This window comes from Spiroplasma endosymbiont of Seladonia tumulorum, from assembly GCF_964020235.1.
In the GTDB taxonomy this organism is placed as follows: Bacteria; Bacillota_I; Bacilli_A; order Mycoplasmatales; family Mycoplasmataceae; genus Spiroplasma.
In genome coordinates, this window is record NZ_OZ026545.1 from 1,836,547 (window position 1) to 1,856,433 (window position 19,887).

At 26.0% G+C, this 19,887-nt stretch carries 29 protein-coding genes and 1 pseudogene; 19 read left to right on the top strand and 11 right to left on the bottom strand.

Annotation, left to right across the window (positions count from 1 at the left end; translation table 4 throughout):
- Nucleotides 1–14: 14 nt before the first annotated feature.
- Nucleotides 15–398 carry a hypothetical protein gene (locus tag AACL22_RS11665; protein WP_338992333.1) on the bottom strand — a complete coding sequence of 128 codons (384 nt, stop codon included), beginning with the start codon at nt 396–398 and terminating at the stop codon, nt 15–17.
- Nucleotides 399–476: 78 nt separating this feature from the next.
- Here AACL22_RS11665 and AACL22_RS11670 point away from each other — a divergent pair, with 78 nt between their 5' ends.
- On the top strand, nt 477–1,028 hold the full coding sequence (locus AACL22_RS11670) for a DJ-1 family glyoxalase III (RefSeq protein WP_338992335.1): 552 nt from the start codon (nt 477–479) through the stop codon (nt 1,026–1,028).
- Between the two features lie 287 nt (nt 1,029–1,315).
- Complete coding sequence (locus tag AACL22_RS11675) at nt 1,316–2,218, top strand: lipoprotein (RefSeq protein WP_338992338.1); 903 nt, start codon at nt 1,316–1,318, stop codon at nt 2,216–2,218.
- A gap of 107 nt (nt 2,219–2,325) precedes the next feature.
- Here AACL22_RS11675 and AACL22_RS11680 read toward each other — a convergent pair whose 3' ends face one another.
- Nucleotides 2,326–2,547, bottom strand: a complete 222-nt coding sequence (locus AACL22_RS11680; protein ID WP_338992339.1) for a hypothetical protein — start codon at nt 2,545–2,547, stop codon at nt 2,326–2,328.
- A gap of 43 nt (nt 2,548–2,590) precedes the next feature.
- Here AACL22_RS11680 and AACL22_RS11685 point away from each other — a divergent pair, with 43 nt between their 5' ends.
- The 17 genes and pseudogenes from AACL22_RS11685 (at nt 2,591) to AACL22_RS11755 (ending at nt 13,797) form a co-directional block, all read left to right on the top strand.
- Complete coding sequence (locus AACL22_RS11685) at nt 2,591–2,911, top strand: hypothetical protein (protein ID WP_338992340.1); 321 nt, start codon at nt 2,591–2,593, stop codon at nt 2,909–2,911.
- Nucleotides 2,912–3,038: 127 nt separating this feature from the next.
- Nucleotides 3,039–4,313, top strand: a complete 1,275-nt coding sequence (locus AACL22_RS11690; RefSeq protein WP_338992341.1) for a spiralin repeat-containing protein — start codon at nt 3,039–3,041, stop codon at nt 4,311–4,313.
- Nucleotides 4,314–4,342: 29 nt separating this feature from the next.
- Nucleotides 4,343–4,540 carry a hypothetical protein gene (locus AACL22_RS11695; protein ID WP_338992343.1) on the top strand — a complete coding sequence of 66 codons (198 nt, stop codon included), beginning with the start codon at nt 4,343–4,345 and terminating at the stop codon, nt 4,538–4,540.
- Nucleotides 4,507–5,364, top strand: coding sequence for a hypothetical protein (locus AACL22_RS11700; RefSeq protein ID WP_338992345.1), 858 nt, complete (start codon nt 4,507–4,509; stop codon nt 5,362–5,364). Before AACL22_RS11695 ends, AACL22_RS11700 begins: the two co-directional genes overlap by 34 nt.
- Nucleotides 5,365–5,423: 59 nt before the next feature.
- Nucleotides 5,424–8,159, top strand: coding sequence for a DEAD/DEAH box helicase family protein (locus tag AACL22_RS11705; protein WP_338992346.1), 2,736 nt, complete (start codon nt 5,424–5,426; stop codon nt 8,157–8,159).
- A 118-nt stretch (nt 8,160–8,277) separates the two neighbouring features.
- Entirely contained in the window at nt 8,278–8,607 is a 330-nt protein-coding gene (locus AACL22_RS11710) for an SWIM zinc finger family protein (protein WP_338992347.1), read from the top strand.
- Nucleotides 8,608–8,995: 388 nt separating this feature from the next.
- Nucleotides 8,996–10,279, top strand: a pseudogene (locus AACL22_RS11715) (SNF2 helicase associated domain-containing protein).
- A complete protein-coding gene (locus tag AACL22_RS13945; RefSeq protein WP_422397467.1) occupies nt 10,248–10,361 on the top strand; it encodes an SNF2-related protein in 114 nt (37 codons plus the stop codon). The pseudogene AACL22_RS11715 and the gene AACL22_RS13945 overlap by 32 nt, the downstream one beginning before the upstream one ends.
- A gap of 27 nt (nt 10,362–10,388) precedes the next feature.
- A complete protein-coding gene (locus tag AACL22_RS11720) occupies nt 10,389–10,559 on the top strand; it encodes a hypothetical protein (protein WP_338988607.1) in 171 nt (56 codons plus the stop codon).
- 28 nt (nt 10,560–10,587) lie between these two features.
- Nucleotides 10,588–10,881, top strand: coding sequence for an SNF2-related protein (locus tag AACL22_RS11725; protein WP_338988608.1), 294 nt, complete (start codon nt 10,588–10,590; stop codon nt 10,879–10,881).
- Between the two features lie 139 nt (nt 10,882–11,020).
- On the top strand, nt 11,021–11,272 hold the full coding sequence (locus tag AACL22_RS11730) for a C-terminal helicase domain-containing protein (protein ID WP_338988609.1): 252 nt from the start codon (nt 11,021–11,023) through the stop codon (nt 11,270–11,272).
- Between the two features lie 32 nt (nt 11,273–11,304).
- Nucleotides 11,305–11,571 carry a helicase-related protein gene (locus AACL22_RS13950; RefSeq protein WP_422397495.1) on the top strand — a complete coding sequence of 89 codons (267 nt, stop codon included), beginning with the start codon at nt 11,305–11,307 and terminating at the stop codon, nt 11,569–11,571.
- 137 nt (nt 11,572–11,708) lie between these two features.
- On the top strand, nt 11,709–12,272 hold the full coding sequence (locus tag AACL22_RS11735; protein ID WP_338992349.1) for a hypothetical protein: 564 nt from the start codon (nt 11,709–11,711) through the stop codon (nt 12,270–12,272).
- A gap of 194 nt (nt 12,273–12,466) precedes the next feature.
- Nucleotides 12,467–12,691, top strand: a complete 225-nt coding sequence (locus AACL22_RS11740; protein ID WP_338988613.1) for a hypothetical protein — start codon at nt 12,467–12,469, stop codon at nt 12,689–12,691.
- Between the two features lie 100 nt (nt 12,692–12,791).
- Nucleotides 12,792–12,947 (top strand): hypothetical protein, encoded by a 156-nt coding sequence (locus AACL22_RS11745; protein WP_338992351.1) that lies wholly within the window; start codon nt 12,792–12,794, stop codon nt 12,945–12,947.
- Between the two features lie 117 nt (nt 12,948–13,064).
- Complete coding sequence (locus tag AACL22_RS11750) at nt 13,065–13,490, top strand: hypothetical protein (protein ID WP_338992353.1); 426 nt, start codon at nt 13,065–13,067, stop codon at nt 13,488–13,490.
- On the top strand, nt 13,471–13,797 hold the full coding sequence (locus AACL22_RS11755; RefSeq protein ID WP_338992355.1) for a hypothetical protein: 327 nt from the start codon (nt 13,471–13,473) through the stop codon (nt 13,795–13,797). The genes AACL22_RS11750 and AACL22_RS11755 overlap by 20 nt, the downstream gene beginning before the upstream one ends.
- Nucleotides 13,798–13,828: 31 nt before the next feature.
- Here AACL22_RS11755 and AACL22_RS11760 read toward each other — a convergent pair whose 3' ends face one another.
- The 9 genes from AACL22_RS11760 to AACL22_RS11800 form a co-directional block, all read right to left on the bottom strand.
- Nucleotides 13,829–14,593 carry a hypothetical protein gene (locus AACL22_RS11760; protein ID WP_338992357.1) on the bottom strand — a complete coding sequence of 255 codons (765 nt, stop codon included), beginning with the start codon at nt 14,591–14,593 and terminating at the stop codon, nt 13,829–13,831.
- 98 nt (nt 14,594–14,691) lie between these two features.
- Entirely contained in the window at nt 14,692–15,480 is a 789-nt protein-coding gene (locus AACL22_RS11765) for a hypothetical protein (RefSeq protein ID WP_338992359.1), read from the bottom strand.
- 211 nt (nt 15,481–15,691) lie between these two features.
- Nucleotides 15,692–16,210: a hypothetical protein gene (locus AACL22_RS11770; RefSeq protein WP_338988622.1), complete on the bottom strand. Its 519-nt coding sequence runs from the start codon at nt 16,208–16,210 to the stop codon at nt 15,692–15,694.
- Nucleotides 16,191–16,769 (bottom strand): hypothetical protein, encoded by a 579-nt coding sequence (locus tag AACL22_RS11775; RefSeq protein WP_338992364.1) that lies wholly within the window; start codon nt 16,767–16,769, stop codon nt 16,191–16,193. Before AACL22_RS11775 ends, AACL22_RS11770 begins: the two co-directional genes overlap by 20 nt.
- The gene (locus AACL22_RS11780) at nt 16,750–16,947 is read right to left on the bottom strand and encodes a hypothetical protein (RefSeq protein ID WP_338992365.1); all 198 of its coding nucleotides are present in this window, start codon (nt 16,945–16,947) and stop codon (nt 16,750–16,752) included. The genes AACL22_RS11775 and AACL22_RS11780 overlap by 20 nt, the downstream gene beginning before the upstream one ends.
- Nucleotides 16,948–17,001: 54 nt before the next feature.
- Nucleotides 17,002–17,541, bottom strand: a complete 540-nt coding sequence (locus tag AACL22_RS11785; RefSeq protein ID WP_338992366.1) for a hypothetical protein — start codon at nt 17,539–17,541, stop codon at nt 17,002–17,004.
- On the bottom strand, nt 17,534–17,719 hold the full coding sequence (locus AACL22_RS11790; protein WP_338992368.1) for a hypothetical protein: 186 nt from the start codon (nt 17,717–17,719) through the stop codon (nt 17,534–17,536). The genes AACL22_RS11785 and AACL22_RS11790 overlap by 8 nt, the downstream gene beginning before the upstream one ends.
- 1 nt (nt 17,720) lies before the next feature.
- Nucleotides 17,721–19,181, bottom strand: a complete 1,461-nt coding sequence (locus AACL22_RS11795) for a PBSX family phage terminase large subunit (protein ID WP_338992371.1) — start codon at nt 19,179–19,181, stop codon at nt 17,721–17,723.
- Nucleotides 19,174–19,470, bottom strand: a complete 297-nt coding sequence (locus AACL22_RS11800) for a hypothetical protein (RefSeq protein WP_338992373.1) — start codon at nt 19,468–19,470, stop codon at nt 19,174–19,176. Before AACL22_RS11800 ends, AACL22_RS11795 begins: the two co-directional genes overlap by 8 nt.
- Nucleotides 19,471–19,887: the final 417 nt, after the last annotated feature.

Genomic DNA, 19,887 nt, shown 5'->3' on the forward strand with positions numbered 1-19,887 from the left:
TTTACATAATACGTTTAAAAAATTAATCATTCCAGGAGCAAGACAATAGACAAAATAACATTGTGGAAAATAATGACTCATTTTTTGTGGTCCAAAATTTTGAATTGTTTGAATAACTTCAAAATTTTTATTGCAAAAATAACATCAAGTTGATAAAAAATTCCAAAACTATTAAAACCACGTACTTTACGTAATAAATATCCATCTTTCATTGTGATATCATTTGGTTGAATTAAACTCGTGAATTTTTCCCGAAAAATTTTAATCACATGAATATTAATGTCTTGTGGAATACTATTAACAGTTAATGCTTTACGATTTTTTAATAAATAATATTTTTTATTTCGTTTATGTTTTGTCCGATGAAATTTATAAACTACTTTTGAGAAAAATCCCATGCATAACACCTTTTTCCTTTTTTCTTAACAATTATATAAAATTATATTATAATTACCAAGAGAAAAGAGGTGTTATTTATGAAATTTGCATTGTTTTTAGCAACAGGTTTTGAAGAAGGCGAAGCAATTATTACAACTGATGTGTTACGACGAGGAGGCATTAAGCTAGAATTAATTAGTATTACTAAAGCATTAAAAGTTGTTTCATCCCATGATGTTACGATTAAGGCTGATAAATTAATTGAAGATATTAAATATGAAGATTATGATGGTTTCATTTTACCAGGTGGTCGCATTGGTGTTGATAATCTTGCAAAAAATGAGATGTTAAAAGATTGGTTATTAAAAGCCAATAATGATCAAAAAACAATTGCTGCAGTTTGTGCAGCACCCCAAATTTTAGGACATTTAGGAATTTTAGACAATAAAGAAGCCACTAGTTATCCGGGATGTATCGAAGGGATGGAAAAGGCAATTTATAATGATGAAATGGCTGCTATTACTGATGGTCATATTATTACTGGGACTTCAGTTGGTTCAACAATGAATTTTGCTTTAGCAATTGCTGATCGAGTTTTAGGAGCAGAAAAAGTAATGAAACTTCAAAATGAATTAGTAATTCGTGATTAATTTAGTTATATTAAATGTTTGCATAATAAATTGTAAAAGAGTAGAATTAATATACCTCAAATGAGCACATTAATTTTGTGCAAATTTTTTAGCAACTCTTAAAAGTCATTCTGATAAATTTTCTTAATCCTTTGTTCAGATAAAAAAGAGTTTAAAATTTTAGTTGAGGTAGATATGTTACTTTGTTATATTTAAATAACAATACGGTTTTTTTAACTATAATTCAAATAAATATTAGTTTATATTTTGTTTTATTTAAAACTGAACTACAATAAGGAGGAAAGAAAATGAAAAAGTTACTAGCCTTTTTAGGAGCTATTTCATTAGTAGGGTCAAATGCTGCTTTAATGACAGCATGTACTAGTAAAAAAGAAGATGCAAATCTTGAAAATCTTAAGCGCGAATTGTCACAATATGTTGAAACATCATTTTTTGCTTCATCATCAAATGCAACAAGTGAGGAGTTCGCAACAATGTTAAGTAGTCGTCTTAATTTAGGCAGTTATAAATTAGCTGTTAAAAATGATGCAACATTTGTGCAACCAAAGATTATTGATAATAATCATTCAGATGAAAAAATAGCACAAGATAATATGTCAACTATTTTACAACAACAAGACTCTAAAAAAGGTTTAGATGTTGTTAATGGAACTGCTAGTGTTAGTATTTTAAAAAAAGATAAAGAAGAATTCAATGTTAAAATTCAATGAGTTACAAATGAGTTAATTCTTTTAAAAAATACTGTCAATAAAATTGACAATATGAGTAGTAAATTACAAAATATTAATTTACCATTGCCGTCATTAGCAAAAGGAGTAAATATAACTTTTGCTGATTTATATACTTTTATTGGCTTATTGCCTTTACCAGAGAAAGAAATTATGGAGATTGATTTAACTAAAATTAATGAACCAGATTTTCTTGAAAAATTTGACACACTATTAAATATTATTGCTGAAAATCTTAAGACTTTACAATTTGATATTAGTGGTTATCTTAATAAAGATATTTCTTTTAATCAAACTCTTGTTGGAAAAGGAACAGTTAAAGACCTTTTACATAATATGGCACCTGATTTAATTGCTTTATTACAATGATTTGTTAAAAAAGGAAAAGAAAAAATTGAATCAACACATAATACAGTTCTGCCATTAATCCAATATTTATTCTCACCAGTTAATACCAATTAAAAAGGAAATATTAAAATTGTTTTTGGTGAAACAGAGTATTTTTATCAAAATACTAATAAAAATTTAGACAGTTTAATATTTCATACTTTAACTGGTTATCGAAATGATTACAAAGAAACGGATAGTAAATATAGATTATCATTAGATGTACTATTTTTTGGTGGTGAAATTAACCAAAGTAAAGTAAAAAGTTTACTTAGTTTAAAACCAACTTTATTAATTGGAAGTATTTTAGATATTTTTGCTGCAAAAGGTGACAAAGGAATTGATGCTGTTAAGACAAATCTTGTTCAGCCAAAGACATGACAAGGGATTAGTGCAATTGCCACTAGTTTTCTTCCTAAAATTGAGTTTTTCTTAGGTCCACAATTAATGAATTATGCTGGTTCTAATATTTTACGTGATTTTGGAGTAAGTAATACTGAGTTAAAAAGTAATGATGTTACAATGAGTGCCGGAACAATTAAATTACAATTTAAAACTCCTGGGCAAGATGGTAAGTGAGAAAATTTTAGGGCAATTATTGATGAAAATAATACTCCTAACTTAACACAAATTTTAAATGCTGTTGACTTTAAATTAAGTTTTACAAATGTTAAATTTAAAGTTACAACAAAAACTAATGACAAAATTGCTTATGAAACTAGTGGCCAATCTCGTTTTGATTTGTGATTATCAGATAATTATGAATAATATATATAATGTGAAAAAGTTTTCAATTTTTAATTGAAAACTTTTTTAATTCTTTTTTTGTTTATAATTAATTTAGAATAATGTACAAAAAATAAAAGGAGTTAGATTATTAATAAAAAAAATATTATTGATATTAACTAGTTTAGGAACTATAATATCACCTAGTTTTAATTTAATTGCTTGTAATCCGCCACAACAATATGAAAAAAATATTTTACAAACATTTCAAATTAATACTAACCAAACAGGACCTGACATTCTTAATAATCTTCATACTTTTATGCAAACACGATATAATCTAAAGGAAGACCCAACAGCAGTTAAAATTGCTAAATATGAAATTTGATATAATAATAAAAATATTAATAACGACAAGACAACAACTGTTACTCGTGATAAAATTATTAATATTATTATTAAACTAGCACCTCCTAATAAAACAATTCAATTCGACCAACAAAATTTAGTTCAAGAAGGTTTTATTTTAGGTGGTACTTATAAAGTTAATATTAAAGTAACTGATGTCAATAAGCAGGATATTAAAACAGTAATTGTTAATGATTTAAAATTAGCAGCACATGAAGAGGAAACATATGCAGCTTTAAACAAAGAGATAGAAATTTTAGAAGCAGTTCGAGATGCTATTAATCAATGCTTGTCAATTATTGCTTCAAATAATGACTTTGTTTTAACAAATGACCAAGTTCCACAAAATAAACAAGTTCCTAATACGATTATTACTTTTACAGTCACTGCGACAACAAGTAGTAGTTTAATTCAAGGTTCATTTACTTTTAGTAGTATTTTATTAGCACGCAAAGATATTTCTAGTGTGGAAATTAACAAAATGTTAATTGTGCCAAATCTAAAGTTAACATATCAAGCGTTTAACCAAAATCCAGAAATATTAGATGCTATTATTGGTACCATTAATAATAAATTACAAATTACAATTACAACAAATGATTTTATTGTTACAAATGATCAAGAGGGTGAAAAAAAACAAGAGCCAAGTCAAAAAGTAAGTTTTATTGTTAAAGCAGCAGAAAGTAGTAATTTAATTAAGGGAAGAGTTACTTTTACTGTTGAGCTGCAAAAATTAAATATAAGTTCAGTTACGATAGCAAAAATTACTTTGATTGCCAATCCGGATGCTGATTATCAGGAATTAAATCGAGATGCTAATTTAATCAAGGAAGTAAGAAAAGCAATTGATACAACATTTTCAATTAATGTAACAGTTGCTGATTTTAAAATTACTAATGATCATGATAAAAGTTTTGATCACCAAACGCCAGGAGAAATGATTGAATTTACGGTAATGGCTAATGAAAATAGTCAATTAATTACTAACAGGTTTACTTTTAAAATAACTTTACTATCAAAAGAGATTTCATACTAAAAATTATTGCAATAGAAGAGGAAACTAAAATGATTGAAAAGTTAAGAAATAATGATTGAAAAATAGTAAGTCGAAAAATTATTAATGATCAATTGCAAGAATATTACCATAATAATATTTCCTTTCAACCATCAAAGAAACGATTCCAATTAATTATTCGTTGAATGATGTTTTTAGGACCCTTTTTAGTATTATGGGAATTTTTATTATTATTTTATTTGTCGTAAAAAATATTAAAATAACTTTAATATGAATTCCTATTTTAATGTTTTTAATTGGCCTTGCGCTGATTATCACAGTTTGCTATTATATTGTTAAATGGACACGATTATTAAAATTATCAGATCAGATTATGGATAAAATTGATTTAGTGACAATTTATAATTTAGCATTAGGAGAATATTTTACTTCTGAATTAACATTATTAGGAATTACTAAAATATTTAAACCATTACCAACGCGTTTAATTAATTTTAATAATAACACTAAAATTGATTTTGTGTTTAATTTAACTCATGCTAGTGGAAATATTTCCTTTGGAACAATTACACATAAAGTTTCAACTAAAATTAACAATAAGGTTGATAAAGAAGAATTTTATCGTATCCCAATTTTCACAATTCAACCGTATCATAAATTAACAGGACAATTTATAATGCAACCACGCGGGATAACAACTAAATTTTTTAATCCATTAAATTATATTAATTTACAAGATAATTTATTTGAAGAAAAATTTTTAGTTGGTGGTACATCTGAACGAGCAATTAAAACAATTTTAACGCCACAAGTTCGAAAGAATTTATTTATTTTAGCAGGAAAAGTGCCAACCATTCCAGCAGCTGATGTTGCTGATGGGGTTTTAACATTCTTATTTCATTTTTATTTAGTTAAAAGTTGAAATGATAAAACAATGGCATTAACAACAGTAGAATTTTCCGGAAAATTTGATAATATTATTCAAGATATTCTTGCAAAAATTGAAATTGATATTATTTGATTAAAAGAATGTTTTACATGGTTAAATCAATTTGACATTATGATTGTCTAGTAAATAATTTTATAATTACTTATTTTATTTAATAATTACCAGAAGAGAGATGATAATAAATGGGAAAAAAGTTTTTTACAAATCAAAATCAGCAAAAATTATTAGTTGAATTAAATAATGAAATGTGTACTGCTGATGAAGTATGCTTTGTTTTTCCTTTTATTTCAAAGGCAATTATTAATAAAATTGAAGCATCAATTAAACATTGCTGAATGCAAAAAATTTCAATTCGAATTATTACAACAACTTTTGATGATTTAGCAGAATACAATAATTTATTAGAATTGACCCGTTTAGTAACAACTTATGATAATATCCAAGTCAAAGTTGAAGATAATTTAGAAAAACGAAGTGAACGAATTCATATTAAAGCTTCCCTTTTTAAACGATTCCATGGTATTTCAACCGTAATTCTTGGTTCTTCAAATTTAACTTATAAAGGAATGGTTACTGGGCGAGAATGAAATATTAAGTTAACAATAAAAAATAATCCTAATTTAGTTACGGAAATAATTGATGAATTTGAGCATTTATGAAATGAAGTTTTAGTTGATTTTAATGATGAAATCGCACGTAATCATTTATTAGAACGTATTAGTCAAAATCAATCAATGCGAATTGCAACAATGTTTAATCATACTGCAACTGAAATTTTAACCATTCGAAAATACTTATATGATTTTCAAAAAGCAATTATGGCAAAATTACAGTATCGTCGTCTTTGTGGTAAACAAGCACATTTAGTAATTATGGCAACGGGAACGGGGAAAACTGTTGTTGCTGCGTTTGATTATTTACACCAATTACAAGAAAATAATCATCAACCCTTGAAATTGTTGTTTTTGGCTCATCAGAAAGAAATTTTAGACCAAGCCTTACAAACTTTTCGCAATGTTTTGATGGATCAAACTTTTGGAGAAGTAATGTATGAGGGCAAAGTAATACAGAATCAAACGCATATCTTTGCAACTATTCAAACCATGGCAAGTCGGTTACCACAGTTTGCGACAAATCATTTTGATGTGGTTATTTTTGATGAAGCACACCATATTGCTGCTACAACCTTTGACCAAGTTTTTAATTATTTTCAACCACAACAAGTACTTGGATTAACAGCAACACCAGAACGAGAAGATGGTAAGTCCATTAAAAAATATTTTCTTAATGAATATGCCGAAGAATTACGACTATGAGATGCAGTTAATCAACGTTTATTATGTCCATTTGATTATTATTGTATTGATGATAATACGGCTGATTTAACTGGTGTTGATTTAAATGCTGATAATGAACTTTTTAAAAAGTTAAATACGAATGCTCGAAATGAGTTATTATTAAAAATGATTGATAAATATATTGGCTTATATGCAAAACCAATTGCCTTAATTTTTTGTGTTACAACTGAACATGCTAAATTGGTAGCAACATTTTTACGAACAAACCATTTACGAGCAGATTACTTAACATCTGAAAATCGTGACCACCGCGCGCGGATTTTACATGAATTTAAAACAGGGCGAATTAATTATTTATGTGTTGTTAATATGTTTAATGAAGGAATTGATGTACCAGAAATTAATACTATTATTTTATTACGACCAACAAATTCAAAAACAGTTTATTTACAACAGCTTGGGCGAGGGCTTCGTAAAACAGAATTAAAAAGTCGCTTAGAAGTTTATGATTTAATTAGTAATATTGATAGCAAATATGATATTACTGTTGGGATTAAAAACTTATATGATCCGAAATTAACATCAATAATGGGACTGTTAGCTAATGAAGGACTGCCTTATAATTGTACAATTACCTTAGAACAACGCTCACAAAAAATTATTTTAAATAACTTACGAAAATGATATGATAATCGAGCTCGAATTAAAACCCATATTCGTGAATATTATCAAAAATATCAAGAGGCAGGATTAAAACATTTACTATCTGATTATGATTTATCCTTATACCAATTTTATAATTATGTTAATGATTTTTATGTTAAAATTGGCCGAAATATTACGCATTATCATCAAAATGACAATAATACTAATCGTAATAAAAATATTTTAAAACAATTTTTATTTTTAGATAGTTATCCAATTATTAATTATTTTATTTTACGTTTAAGTCAAACTATTACTGCTGATGCAATTAACCTTGAATATGATAATTTATTAATAACATCATTATTATATGAAGTAACAAGTATGAATGTTTTTACGCAATTATTTCCAAATTATTTAACGATTCCTGATTTAGTAACTTATTTTATTGACCAGCATCAAGTGATTGTGGCTGAATTATTGTTACTTTTACAATATAAATTAGAACATGAAACATTAAAAATGTATTCTAGTGCAGCAACACCATTATTACCCGGGACAACTTATACTGTAAAACAAGTCTTATCCGTAATTGGCCGAACTAATTTTTTATTATCACGAGGTGAATTACGAATTATTGCTTTTCAAGCAGGATATCTAACATTTGATCAAACAAAACAAGTTATTTTGGCGGATGAAGATGGTACTGGTTATGGAAAATTAACCAAATATTTACCTGATCAAAAGATATTTTATTGGTCAATTCCAGAAGTGATGACAATGGCTAATAAATTAGTGCGAGATATGCAAAATAGTGCAATAACCAAATACTTATTTTTACAAAATAAAATTAATTTAAAATGACCAAATTTAGGATTAAAATTATATTTTTTTGTTGGCTTTGGCAAGTATGACACAATGTTAACAGACAATTATTTTACTGCAAAATTTTTTGTTCAACTTGAAGAAGAATAAATGATATTAAAATGTATTTATAATTGCAAGTAAAAAAGATTAATCCATTTCACCAGTTAAGCAAAAATGTATTATAATTAAAGAATAGTATTATTTTATTAAAGAAGCCTATAGTAAAATGGAAAGTTTTAATCTTGAATACATTCGGAGTTTAGCGAGATTAGCAATATTTAATAATGCCGAACAGTTATACCAAACAAAAAAAACATTATTAAAAATTGATGAACAGAAAAGTTCAAGCGATGAAAAAGAATTAATGCTTTATTGCCAAGTAGCGTCAAAACATAGTGGGGATTATTATGATGTTAATGTTGTTTTTACTTTAAGCAATAATTTAACTTTTTTAACACGGCAAAATTGTAGTTGTATTGACTATAATTTTCAACATCAAATTTGTCAGCATATTATTGCGGTTTTACTTTTTTGTATTTTATGAATCAAACAATAATTTAGTTACTTGACGGTTATTTTTTACAGCGACTGATCAACTATTAACAACATTTATTAATAAAAATAAACAAAATTATAGTTTAAAAGAACGAATTATTACTTGTCAATGTAATTTAATTATTGATTCTACTTTGCAACAACCACCAGCAGTACAACTAAAGTTAGGATATGAAGGTGAGCAGTTGTTTGATATTAAAAATATTTATCATTTTTTGAGTTTTTTAACCAAACCTGCCCTTGATCCAGATTATTTAAAAGGTTATGAAATTTCACAAAAATTTACTTTTTATCCTAATAAAAGTACTTTTGCACCATTTGCTGAAAAAGTAATTATGTTTTTACAACAAGAATTTATTAATGTTAGTAGTTTTTTACAAACACAAAAAATGGATTTTTATGGGGTATCAATTACGAAAAGTTTTAGGTTTTCAGCATTTCAAACAGAACGATTTTTAAAACACATTAAAGGGGAAACAATTAAACTAATAATTGATGGCGAAGAATATTCTGATGTTAAAATTAGTGTTGATCAATATCAACCAGCCTTATCTATTCAACAAGAAGATAATGTTATTCAAATTATTAATAAAAAAGAAAATCCAATTATTTTAACAGCAACGCAACAAAGTCTCTTTGATACTAAACAAATTTTTTTATTAAACGATAAAGATACTTTTTTATTAGGACCAATTTATCAAACAATGGCATTAACAAAACACAACAAAATTTTCTTTAATCCACAGCAAACTAATGATGTTATTAAAGAAATTGTTTCCTTATTAGATTATCCAGATAATGCAGTTCAAATTGACCCTATAATTTTAAATTCATTAGAAAAAACACCATTAGTTATTGAAAGTTATTTTGATTTTAAAAACAAATAAATTATGTTACGACCTCTTTTTCGCTATGGAAAAATAACATTTGATTTACTAAATAAATCCAATAATGACAATAAAATTGTTTTACGAAATGTTTATCATGAGCAAGAATATTTAACATTTTGTAAACAAATTGGTTTTGTTCAAAAAGGGAATTATTTTGTCTTAAATGAATTGGAACATGTTTTAAAATTATTATCAAAAGATATTTTAACATTAGAAACGCTTTCACAAATTTTTTATACTGATAATTTTAAAAATGTACGTTTAATTGATTTTAAAGTAACAAGTACTACAATTAATGTTAATCAAAAAAATGACTGGTTAGAATTTGATTTTAAACTTTCAAAACTTGATTATTCAGATTTAGGGGAAATTTTAAATGCAATTAATCGTAACCAGAAATATTATCAGGTAACAAATGGTAGCATTATTGATTTGCAAGAACAAACATTACAAAAATTTGCAACTTTAATTAATCAGTTTAATTTTAAACAAGAACAATTTATGCAAGGAAAATTACAAGTTCCAAAATATCATGCTTTAACAGTGTATAATAACTTAACTTTATGAGCTGAGTTTAATTGCTGTTTTAATGTTGATTTTGTGAATTTAATTACAAAAATTAAGCATTTAGAAGAAAATGAATTTAGTGTTCCAGCATCATTAGCATCTATGATGTGTGATTTTCAAAAAAGGTTATTTTTGATAAAAAACCTTAGCTTCGTTAGGGTTTGGCGGCATTTTAGCAGATGAAATGGGATTAGGAAAAACATTACAAACAATTAGCTTTATTTTAAAGGAATATGAATTAAATCGAGAAATGGCACCGGTTTTAATTATTGTTCCAGCAGCATTAATCTATAATTAAAAAAAAGAAATTGATCGGTTTGCACCAATGTTACAAACATTAGTTATTGCTGGTGAACGAAAAACACGGGAAATGTTATTTACCAAAATTAAGCATGGGCAAGTGGTTATTACCTCTTATCCATTATTACGCCGTGATATTCATTATTATCAACAAATTTTTTTAATATTGTTTTTTAGATGAAGCACAACATATTAAAAACCCACAATCAATTAATGCAAAAGTGGTGAATACTTTAAAAACAGGGATTCGGTTTGCCTTAACAGGAACGCCAATTGAAAATAATTTAACTGAATTATGGTCAATTTTTAATTTTATTTTACCTGGCTTTTTATTACAACATCAACAATTTCAAAAGCGATATGAAATTCCAATTGTTCGTGAACAAAACGAAGCAGTTAAAAAAGAATTATTACAAAAAATTGCACCATTTATTTTGCGACGTTTAAAACAAGGGGTAATGAGTGAATTACCACCAAAAATTGAAAATAAAATTTTAGTGGAAATGACAACACGATAAAAAAATTTATGCTGCATATGCTAATGCTGCTCGAGAAGAAATTAATAAAATTTTAACAGCTGGACAATATCAGCAAAATCGTTTAAAAATTTTTACTACCTTAACTAAGTTACGGCAAATTTGTTGTGACCCAAGTATTTTGGATAAAAAATATCAAAATGAAAGTGTTAAATTAGATGCATTACGTGATATTTTTGGTGATCTTGCTGGTAGTAGTCATAAAATATTAATTTTTTCACAATTTACTACTGTTTTAAAACGAATTAAAGCAATTGTTGAAGAAATCGGTTTACAATACTTTTATTTAGATAAGAAAACTCGTTCGGAAAGTCGTGTGCTAATGACACAAAAGTTTAATGAGGATACAACAGAACAGTTAATGTTTTTTTAATTTCTTTAAAAGCTGGTGGGGTTGGTTTAAATTTAACAGCAGCGGATGTTGTTATCCATTTTGATCCATGATGAAATCCTTCCGTAGAAAACCAAGCAACAGATCGTGCTCATCGTTTTGGACAGCAGAATACTGTTCAAGTAATTAAGTTAATTGCAAAAGGAACTATTGAAGAAAAAATTTTAACAATTCAAGATAATAAACAAGCTGTAATTGATGCTGTTTTAAATAATAATTCAGAAAATGCTAATTTTACAAAATTCTCAGAAGCAGAATTACGAAATATTCTTGAGTTATAAAAATAAAGGAAATAACAAAAAAGTATAATAATTTTTAAAAATATTTTTACATAGCAAAAAAGTTGTTAAAAGCACGAAGGTGCTTTTTTTTATTCAATATAATGATAAGTATTTTATTGAAGGAAGGTGACATATTAATGAAAAAGTTATTAACGCTTTTTAGTGCTTTTGTGTTAGGTAGTGGTAGTGTGTTTACGGTGGCTAGTTGTAGAACACGGCCAAAGCACAATATTGATGATGAAGAAGTAAATGATAATAAAGATATTGAAATTTTAAATCAGATCAAAGTCAAAGTACGCCAAACGTTGACAGCATTGTGGGATACAAAGACAACAATTGATATTAATGATTACTCGGATCAAGAAAAACTTAGAAATAGGACACATTGGTGGAATTTTTACTCCCATTTTTTTAATAAGAGAACATCAGATTTACAAGGTACGCTTAAAGGTGCCGACGTTGTGAGCAACAATCTAAAGTATAAAGTTAATTATACTAAGAATGAAAAATCTTTGACTATAAAATTATTACATAAAGGTTGAGTCTACTCATATAATGATATTAGTTTAAGTTACTTCACCTTTATGAATAATGAATTTAACTTTTACTATAGTTTTTTTATCAATGTAATGTGAAAAGATATTAATGTTGATAATAATAAATATTCTTTTTTACAAATAATAGAGTTTCAAGTTATTTAAATATTTAAACTAATTATTTATAGTCTAATCATTACCTTTTTAGAGGTTTTAAAATAATGGCAATTTACAAAAAGGATGTTATCCTATTCTTTGCTTTTTCTAAGATAACAAATAAAGAATATTTGAAAATGTGATATAATAATAAGTGATTTACAACATAATAGAATATGATTGGACTATAGGAAGTATAAACAATGCAAAATGATATGCGCGCTATATATGATGAAATGTGTGATACTTGTAAAAAAACCTTTAAAAAAATTATTTTAGCAATTCGTAGTGACTGAACAAAAGATGTTAATAATTTACTTCTTTTTGTTTGTAAAATTAATCCAACATTTACTCTTAAAGATGATGCAGGAATAATGCCAATTGCATTAATTGTAAGGATAATAAGTATACCTTTTTTGAAAAACTAATTTTTTAGATGTCTCGGGCAATCCAAAAGTTCCTGTTGTTAACCAAACAATTCAATTATCAAAAGAAACAATTGACAAAATTCCAACTCATCGTCGTTCGTTGCCAATTAAGTCTAAACCACCGATTGAAAAAGTTCCTGTAGTTCAAGAAAAGAAAGTTGAAACATTAAAACCAATTCCTGAAGCAACAACTAAATTAGAATTAGAGGCGGCAAGTAAAATTGAAATGCCAGATATAATGATAAAAAAAGGATAATAATGATATTAAAGAAAAACCTATTGATTTGCCAACTGAATTAGTGATACCATCACCTTCAATTGACGGTGAAGCAATTGCTTTGGCAAAAAAATGGAACCCGATTCTATGACATCAATGCGTAAAATTTTACATACTATTAACCGAAAAATGCAATTCAAAATTTGAAGTTTAGTTGTTATTTTAGTAATATCACTTGTTGGTTTTGGCATTGGTGGATGACAATTATGACAACACTTTGCAAACACTGCAAATAATGAAAATAGTGGTGGAGGTGTTAGTGAACGAACTAATATTACTTTATTAGGTGGTGATTTAAGTAAACAAGTTATTGAAATTGAAGATTCAAATAATTGGATGGATTTATACGGTGCTTTATTAACCTTAGAAATTGGTTCCAAAAATGATGGGAAATTAGAGCCACAACTGTTAGAAGCAATTAAAGATCCAGCTACTACTTTAACTTTTAGTAGTGAACGTTTTCACGAAGATAAAACAGTCTATGCAGCTAAAATTATTATTAATGCAGATAAGGGCAACTAATTTTTATGGTATTACTAATATTGCAATCCAAGCTAAGTCAAAACGAATTAATATTATTAATTTGGGTACAAATTTAGCATATACTCCTGCTGATATTTCAAGTGATATACCTAAAGATATTTTATCAGCTATGATAGCAAATTCAGAAATTTCAAATAAGTTATCACCAGAATCATTAGCGTTGTTACAAACGGCGCAAAAAGATGAAAATTTATTTCTATTAGGAATAAATTTTTCTATTTCTGGTGGTATACATTCAATTTGTAAATTATTAAGATTAAGATTATTAAATTGAATTGATGAATAAGCATTTAAAAATTGCGATAAAGTAGTAATTGTTAAGTCAATTTTTTTAAATCAATTTCAATTTCATAATAGACTTCGTAAAATTTATTGTTAAATAAATTATAAAAATTATTTAATCTAATTATTGAAATAGTATTAGTACATTGCACTGGTGCTGTAATTCTTGTTTTTAATGGTTTAATTGTTTTAGCATCTAATATATTTACAGTATAAGGTAAATAAGTAAATGGGTCTGGTGGTAAAACTGCTTTTGGATAAAAGAAAGTTGTATCTTCTGATAAGTCATAGTCTAAGGCACTTGTTTTAATAATACCATTTCATGCTTGTACATTTCCATTTGGTTTAATAAATTTAGCCATTGTTTGTCATTCACCTTGAAAGTTTTGAAATGCAGTAATATTATCATTTAAAGTAAATGGATTTTCACTATAAGTTGTAATCTTAAAATTAGTTTTACCAATAGTTTGTAAATTAATTAAATCAATAACATAACTTTCTAATGTTCCATCAGCAGTAGGATTAAAATCTAATTTATTATCTAAATTAGTTAATGCGGTATCTTTATCTAATGCTTCAAAATCTTGTGAAAGAATTACAATTTCATCAGTTCCACCATTAACATTAATTCTATTTTGCCCTAAATCAATAGTTGAATAAACTTTGGTACCTAAATTTTGACCAGTTGAAGAATAATAATGGGTTCTAATTTTATCTGTTAGTTTTAACATACAACCAAATGTTAATGAATTACTTCCTAATAAACCACCAACTTGGTCTTCTGTTTCATAACGAAACATATCATATGGAATATTACCTTTTCCTTTTGATGTATTACTTCATAAACTATTTTGAATAATTTCATAACTTAAATAATCAATAAAAGCATTTAGTTGTGCTATTTTGGAATTAATTTAGTATTTTTTTGACTCATTAATTTAACTGGTAAACCTAAATCAAAAAATGAAATTATTTTACCTACAATAGGCAAGTTATTAATACTAAATTTAGTAAATTCATTAATATCTCATGGTAATAATGAAATTGATGAATGTGTATAACGATTAGCATTTAAAATATCATGAAATGATGATGATTTTAAAGATGAATAATCAAATGAAGCAACACCAAATGGAACCTTTTTATATTCTGGGTCTTGATAAATAAATTTACGAATTTGTCTAGTATCATATACACCTGATGGTTTAAATTGTAATCCACTATCTCAAAAAGGTATTTTATTTGGATTTGTTTTTCTAGTAGCTTCTAAATTACTTCCTAATACTCCCTCAGCATTTTTCTTTGCTAATGGGTCTGCTAAATTATTAAAAACATTAGTTCATTCACCATATGTTGTTTGATTAACTGGTATTAATCCTTGTAGATTATATAAAACATTAGCAGGGTTTGAATTTGTTAATAAAGTATCAGGCATTCCACTTAATTCATCAGAAAATAATAAATCTCGTGGCTGATATACTCTTGTATTAATTTGTCCTGCTTTTACAGGGCGACCAATAATTGTTAAAGATGTAAATGCTGTTAAACCTAATACTTTTAAATCAATTCATTTAACACCAATATCTTTTGCTAATTCAGGATTATAATCAACAACACCATTAATAATTCTTGGGAAAAAATATCCTTCTCCAATTGCTCCATGTTGTATTTTTTGTCATATTGCCATCCCAGATTTAGATAATTGGTCATTAACACTACTAAATGTAATTTCTTGAAATAAAAACTTTTTATTATCAAATGGGTCATAGTAGTCTGTAATATTAGAAATATATAATCATTAAATAGATTGATTATATTCGTAAGTATTAATAGTTTCTCCACCAATATTTTAATTATTACTATTTAAAACAATATATAAATTTAACTCATCATTTTGATTAAATTGTTTTTCAGTAGATAATAAAGTATATTGTCTTTGAGTTGATATGCCTTGAAATACTGGGTCAGGGTGTACCTTGCAATGAAAAATATGCTCCAGTAGTTGAATTTTGTAAATATGCTTCATACATATCACCACGATTAGTAGGATAATTCATTGGATTAATAATTTTAGTATAAAAATTATCAGCATCTTTAAAATTATTTTCTTTTGTTCCTTTATTAACTTGTTTTAATTTAAATGCATTTCTTCATTGAGCAATAATAGTTGCATTACCAGTAATTGCTAATGTAAAATCTGAATAATCTTTGGGAATACTATTAATTGGTTTATATCCACTTGTAGTCATTGGAATAACTCCGTTTGTAATAACAAAAGGAAAGATAAATCATTTATCTAATTCTTGTATTTTTCTTTTAATAACTTTTGAATCAGTAGAGGCCATTCTCATTGCTGTATGTAATACTTGGTTATTAATTTGTATTGCTTCTTTTGAATTATTTTTGTTTAAATTCATCTTTTATGCCTCCTGTATTATTGTTTTCGTTTTGTTCATCTTCATTTTCTAAATCAAATTTAGAATTAGTTTCTAATTGTTCTTTATCAATTTTTTCAACCTCTTTTATAGCAAATGTCATAGGAATACTATCAACAGTATGAATATATTTAGTACGAGACATAGTTGCATTTTCTAATCTTGTGTTATTAATATCTACTAAACGCATTTGGTCAATAATTCCTGCTTGTTTAAATTTTAATGAGTAGGGGCGTTCACTTTTATCTCAATTGTTATTTTCAACTTTTCAATATTTATGAAATATTCATCAACAATCAAATAAACGATATAAATAATCTAATAAGAACTCTTGTCATACTGCTTGCGATTCAATATCTTCTGCTTGCATAATTAATGTTTGATTTTGATTAGTATAAGTTCCTTGTTCATCTGCTTGTCATGATAAACCAATACCACGAAATACAATTTTTAAAATATGGTCAGTATCTAGATTATAATCACTAGAATTATATTGTCCTTGCGTATAATTAACAGTTGCATTACCACTTTTTTTCATCATAATTATTATTTACATTTTGAATAACAAAATCACTTTCATAATCATCTCAGGTTTTTTTCTTATCTTTTACATTACTAATTTCAGCAGCAGTTGCTTGAATATATCCTCTTGCTCTTGAAAATCTTCTTGTTTTCTTTTTAATAAATAAATTATCTTGTAAATCTTCAATTAATCACATAGTAGGGTAAATATCTGGATAAGCATTTAACATTGTACTACTTGTTTGTCCTTGTTAATTAACACGAATAAAGTTAGGAATTTGTATTAATGGAAAACGACCTAATTTATTAATATATGTTCTTTTTTTAATTCTTAAACTTTCATTTATTTTTCCACTAACTGCTCCTGCTTGGGTATTTTCATCATTAGGATATGAATCAATTTGAATATATTTATCATTAATAATTACATGAAATATATAACCAGTATCATCTTGATTAGGTAATATTCAAATATCTGCTGCTTGTTCTTCTTCATTAATTTTAGATGCAGTACCTAACATAATATCTAAATCACCATCGCGTGTTTCATATATAAACATAACAGCAACACCTAATAATGATTTAGATCATGACATTTTAATTAATTTTTCATAAACTTTTCTTTTATGATATCAATTTTGTCAATGTATTAATGCTTGTTCATTTTCACTATCACATAATAATCCACGACCAATTTTCATTCTTACTTTTCTTTGAGCAACAATTAATGGAACATTTAATTTTCAATTACGATTATTAAATTCTAATCATCTATTAATATTTTTATTCATTTTCATTTACTCCTAATCTAGCAAGATGACAAATTAATAACTTACTTTCTTTTTCTACTTTATTCATTTTTAAGACTCTATATTCATTTTTATACTTATAAACAAAAATATTATTTTTAAAAACATTCTTTTTATATTTTCCAATAATCTTATCTAAATCAATTAAATATATATACATTTTAAATATACTCCCTTATTAATTTGTTATTTGATAATTGAACAATATCTCTAATATATTCACTTAATGCATAATAATCAGCATCAAATTCATCATCATATAAATCAATTATTTCTTCTTTACCACCATTTGGTTTTTCTTTTCACTGAATCATTGGATATTCAGTATTAGTTTCTTCTAAAATTAAATCATGTGTCATTTTTTCACTAATCATAGCACCAATAAATGCATTAACACGGTCAGCAACTAATCACACACTTTTATCAACTTCTTCAAATCTTAATAATTTACCATACCGATATTTTATTTTTTCACTATTAAGAACATCAATAAATGCTCTATCACCAGCACCATAATCAACATTAATAGTTAAACCACATTCAATAAAGATAATACTATTTTTTAAACTAGATAAGTAAAATTGAATAATATCATTTGCCTGTTCAAAAACATCTTTATATTTTATTGTTGCATTTGAATGAGTATATTTACCTATTTTATGTACTTTTTTTAAAGTTGAATTATATACCCATAAACTAGCACTTGTTTTATAATCATTAGGACTATCTGCTTGTGCATAATCAACACCAGCCAGTAATTTGTCAAAATTTCATGTTAATTTAGTAAATTTAAGATATCTAGCAAATACAGCACCTTTTAATTGTCCAGGCAATCCTCAACTTCATACTCTTGATCTAATTGGGTCTAATTTTTCTAACTCTAATTGATTACGAATTACATCATCATCTAAATAAGTATTAAGTCTTCAACTAGAATAATGAATAATAACTGTTTTAGTAAATTTCTTATTCTTTTCATAATAATTAATTTTAAACTTTCCAATTTGATTATATTTTAATCGCATTAATTGTTCATCAAATGGCATTATTTCATTACAATATTTAATAATATATCTTCCTAATGATTCAGGGTTAGATGAATTAATAACAAACTTTCTTTTAGCACCACGAACAGCAAAGGTTAATTCACTAATATCTTCTTTTGTTAACTGGTCTGCTTCTTCTCTTCATTCAATAGCAAATTCATATTTACCTAAATCAGCAAAGGCTTTTAACTTTTCTCTTTTAGCAGCAGAATGTAGTCCTTTATAAATAATATAAGTACCATTATCTAATGTAAAAGAATGTTCTGATAAATTAACTTTATAATTAATATTCATAGCATTAAGAGTATTTTGTATATTTTCAAATACTCCTTTTCTAATATCTTTATTCATTTTCATAACAGCAATAATAAATATTGGTTTATTTACTAATAACGATATAGCACATGATTTACCAATCGGATTATCTTTAATCATAAATGTTTTAGCACTATAACGACTTCCTATTTCATTATATTCATCAGCAGGATTATATTTTTCTTTTCAAGGTGCATTAGGAACATTTTGCTGATAAAATCATCTTGGTATTTCATCAAGATGTAAAAAATGTTTAAGCATCTTTTATCACCTCTTTTATTTTAGGTAAATCAACATTATCAAAATTAATAACAATATTTGCATTATTTATATTTGTATCCTTAACATATTTCTCAACATATATCTTCTTACCCCCGCCATATTGGTCATTTAATAAAGCCAATTCCAATTCTATTTCTAATTTATTTATCGTATCCTTAATAAAATCAGCAGTTTCTGGATTAACTTTATCTTGTCAATTATCAAGTGGGAGTTTTAAATAGTATAAATATGCTCTTTTACTGCTTAATTTGGTGCCTTTTTGTTCCAAAAATGCTGTAGTTTTGTCAATAATTGTTCTATTTTTGGCTATTTTTTACTCCTTTTTGCATATTAAAATTGCTATTATTTAAACAATATGATTAAATAAAAGAGTAAAAAACTGTATTAAAATGTATAAAAGAACTCTCACAAGTTCTTTTTTTATTATCTATATTTTACATAAAAAAAGACTTTTGCAAGTCTATATTTTTGTAATTTTCTAAAACAGGTTAAGAGTAGGAAAATTCTGCCTTTTTAGATTTACAATATTATCTTATCATCATTAAATTTAATGTCAATAATTTACTTTTTTTTATTGTATTATGTAAATATTTTAAGAAAGGGTAGGAAAAAATGAAAAAGTTTAAACATTTAAGTTTTATTGAAAGATGTAATTTAAAAGAAGCGTTAAAATCTGATATTTTTA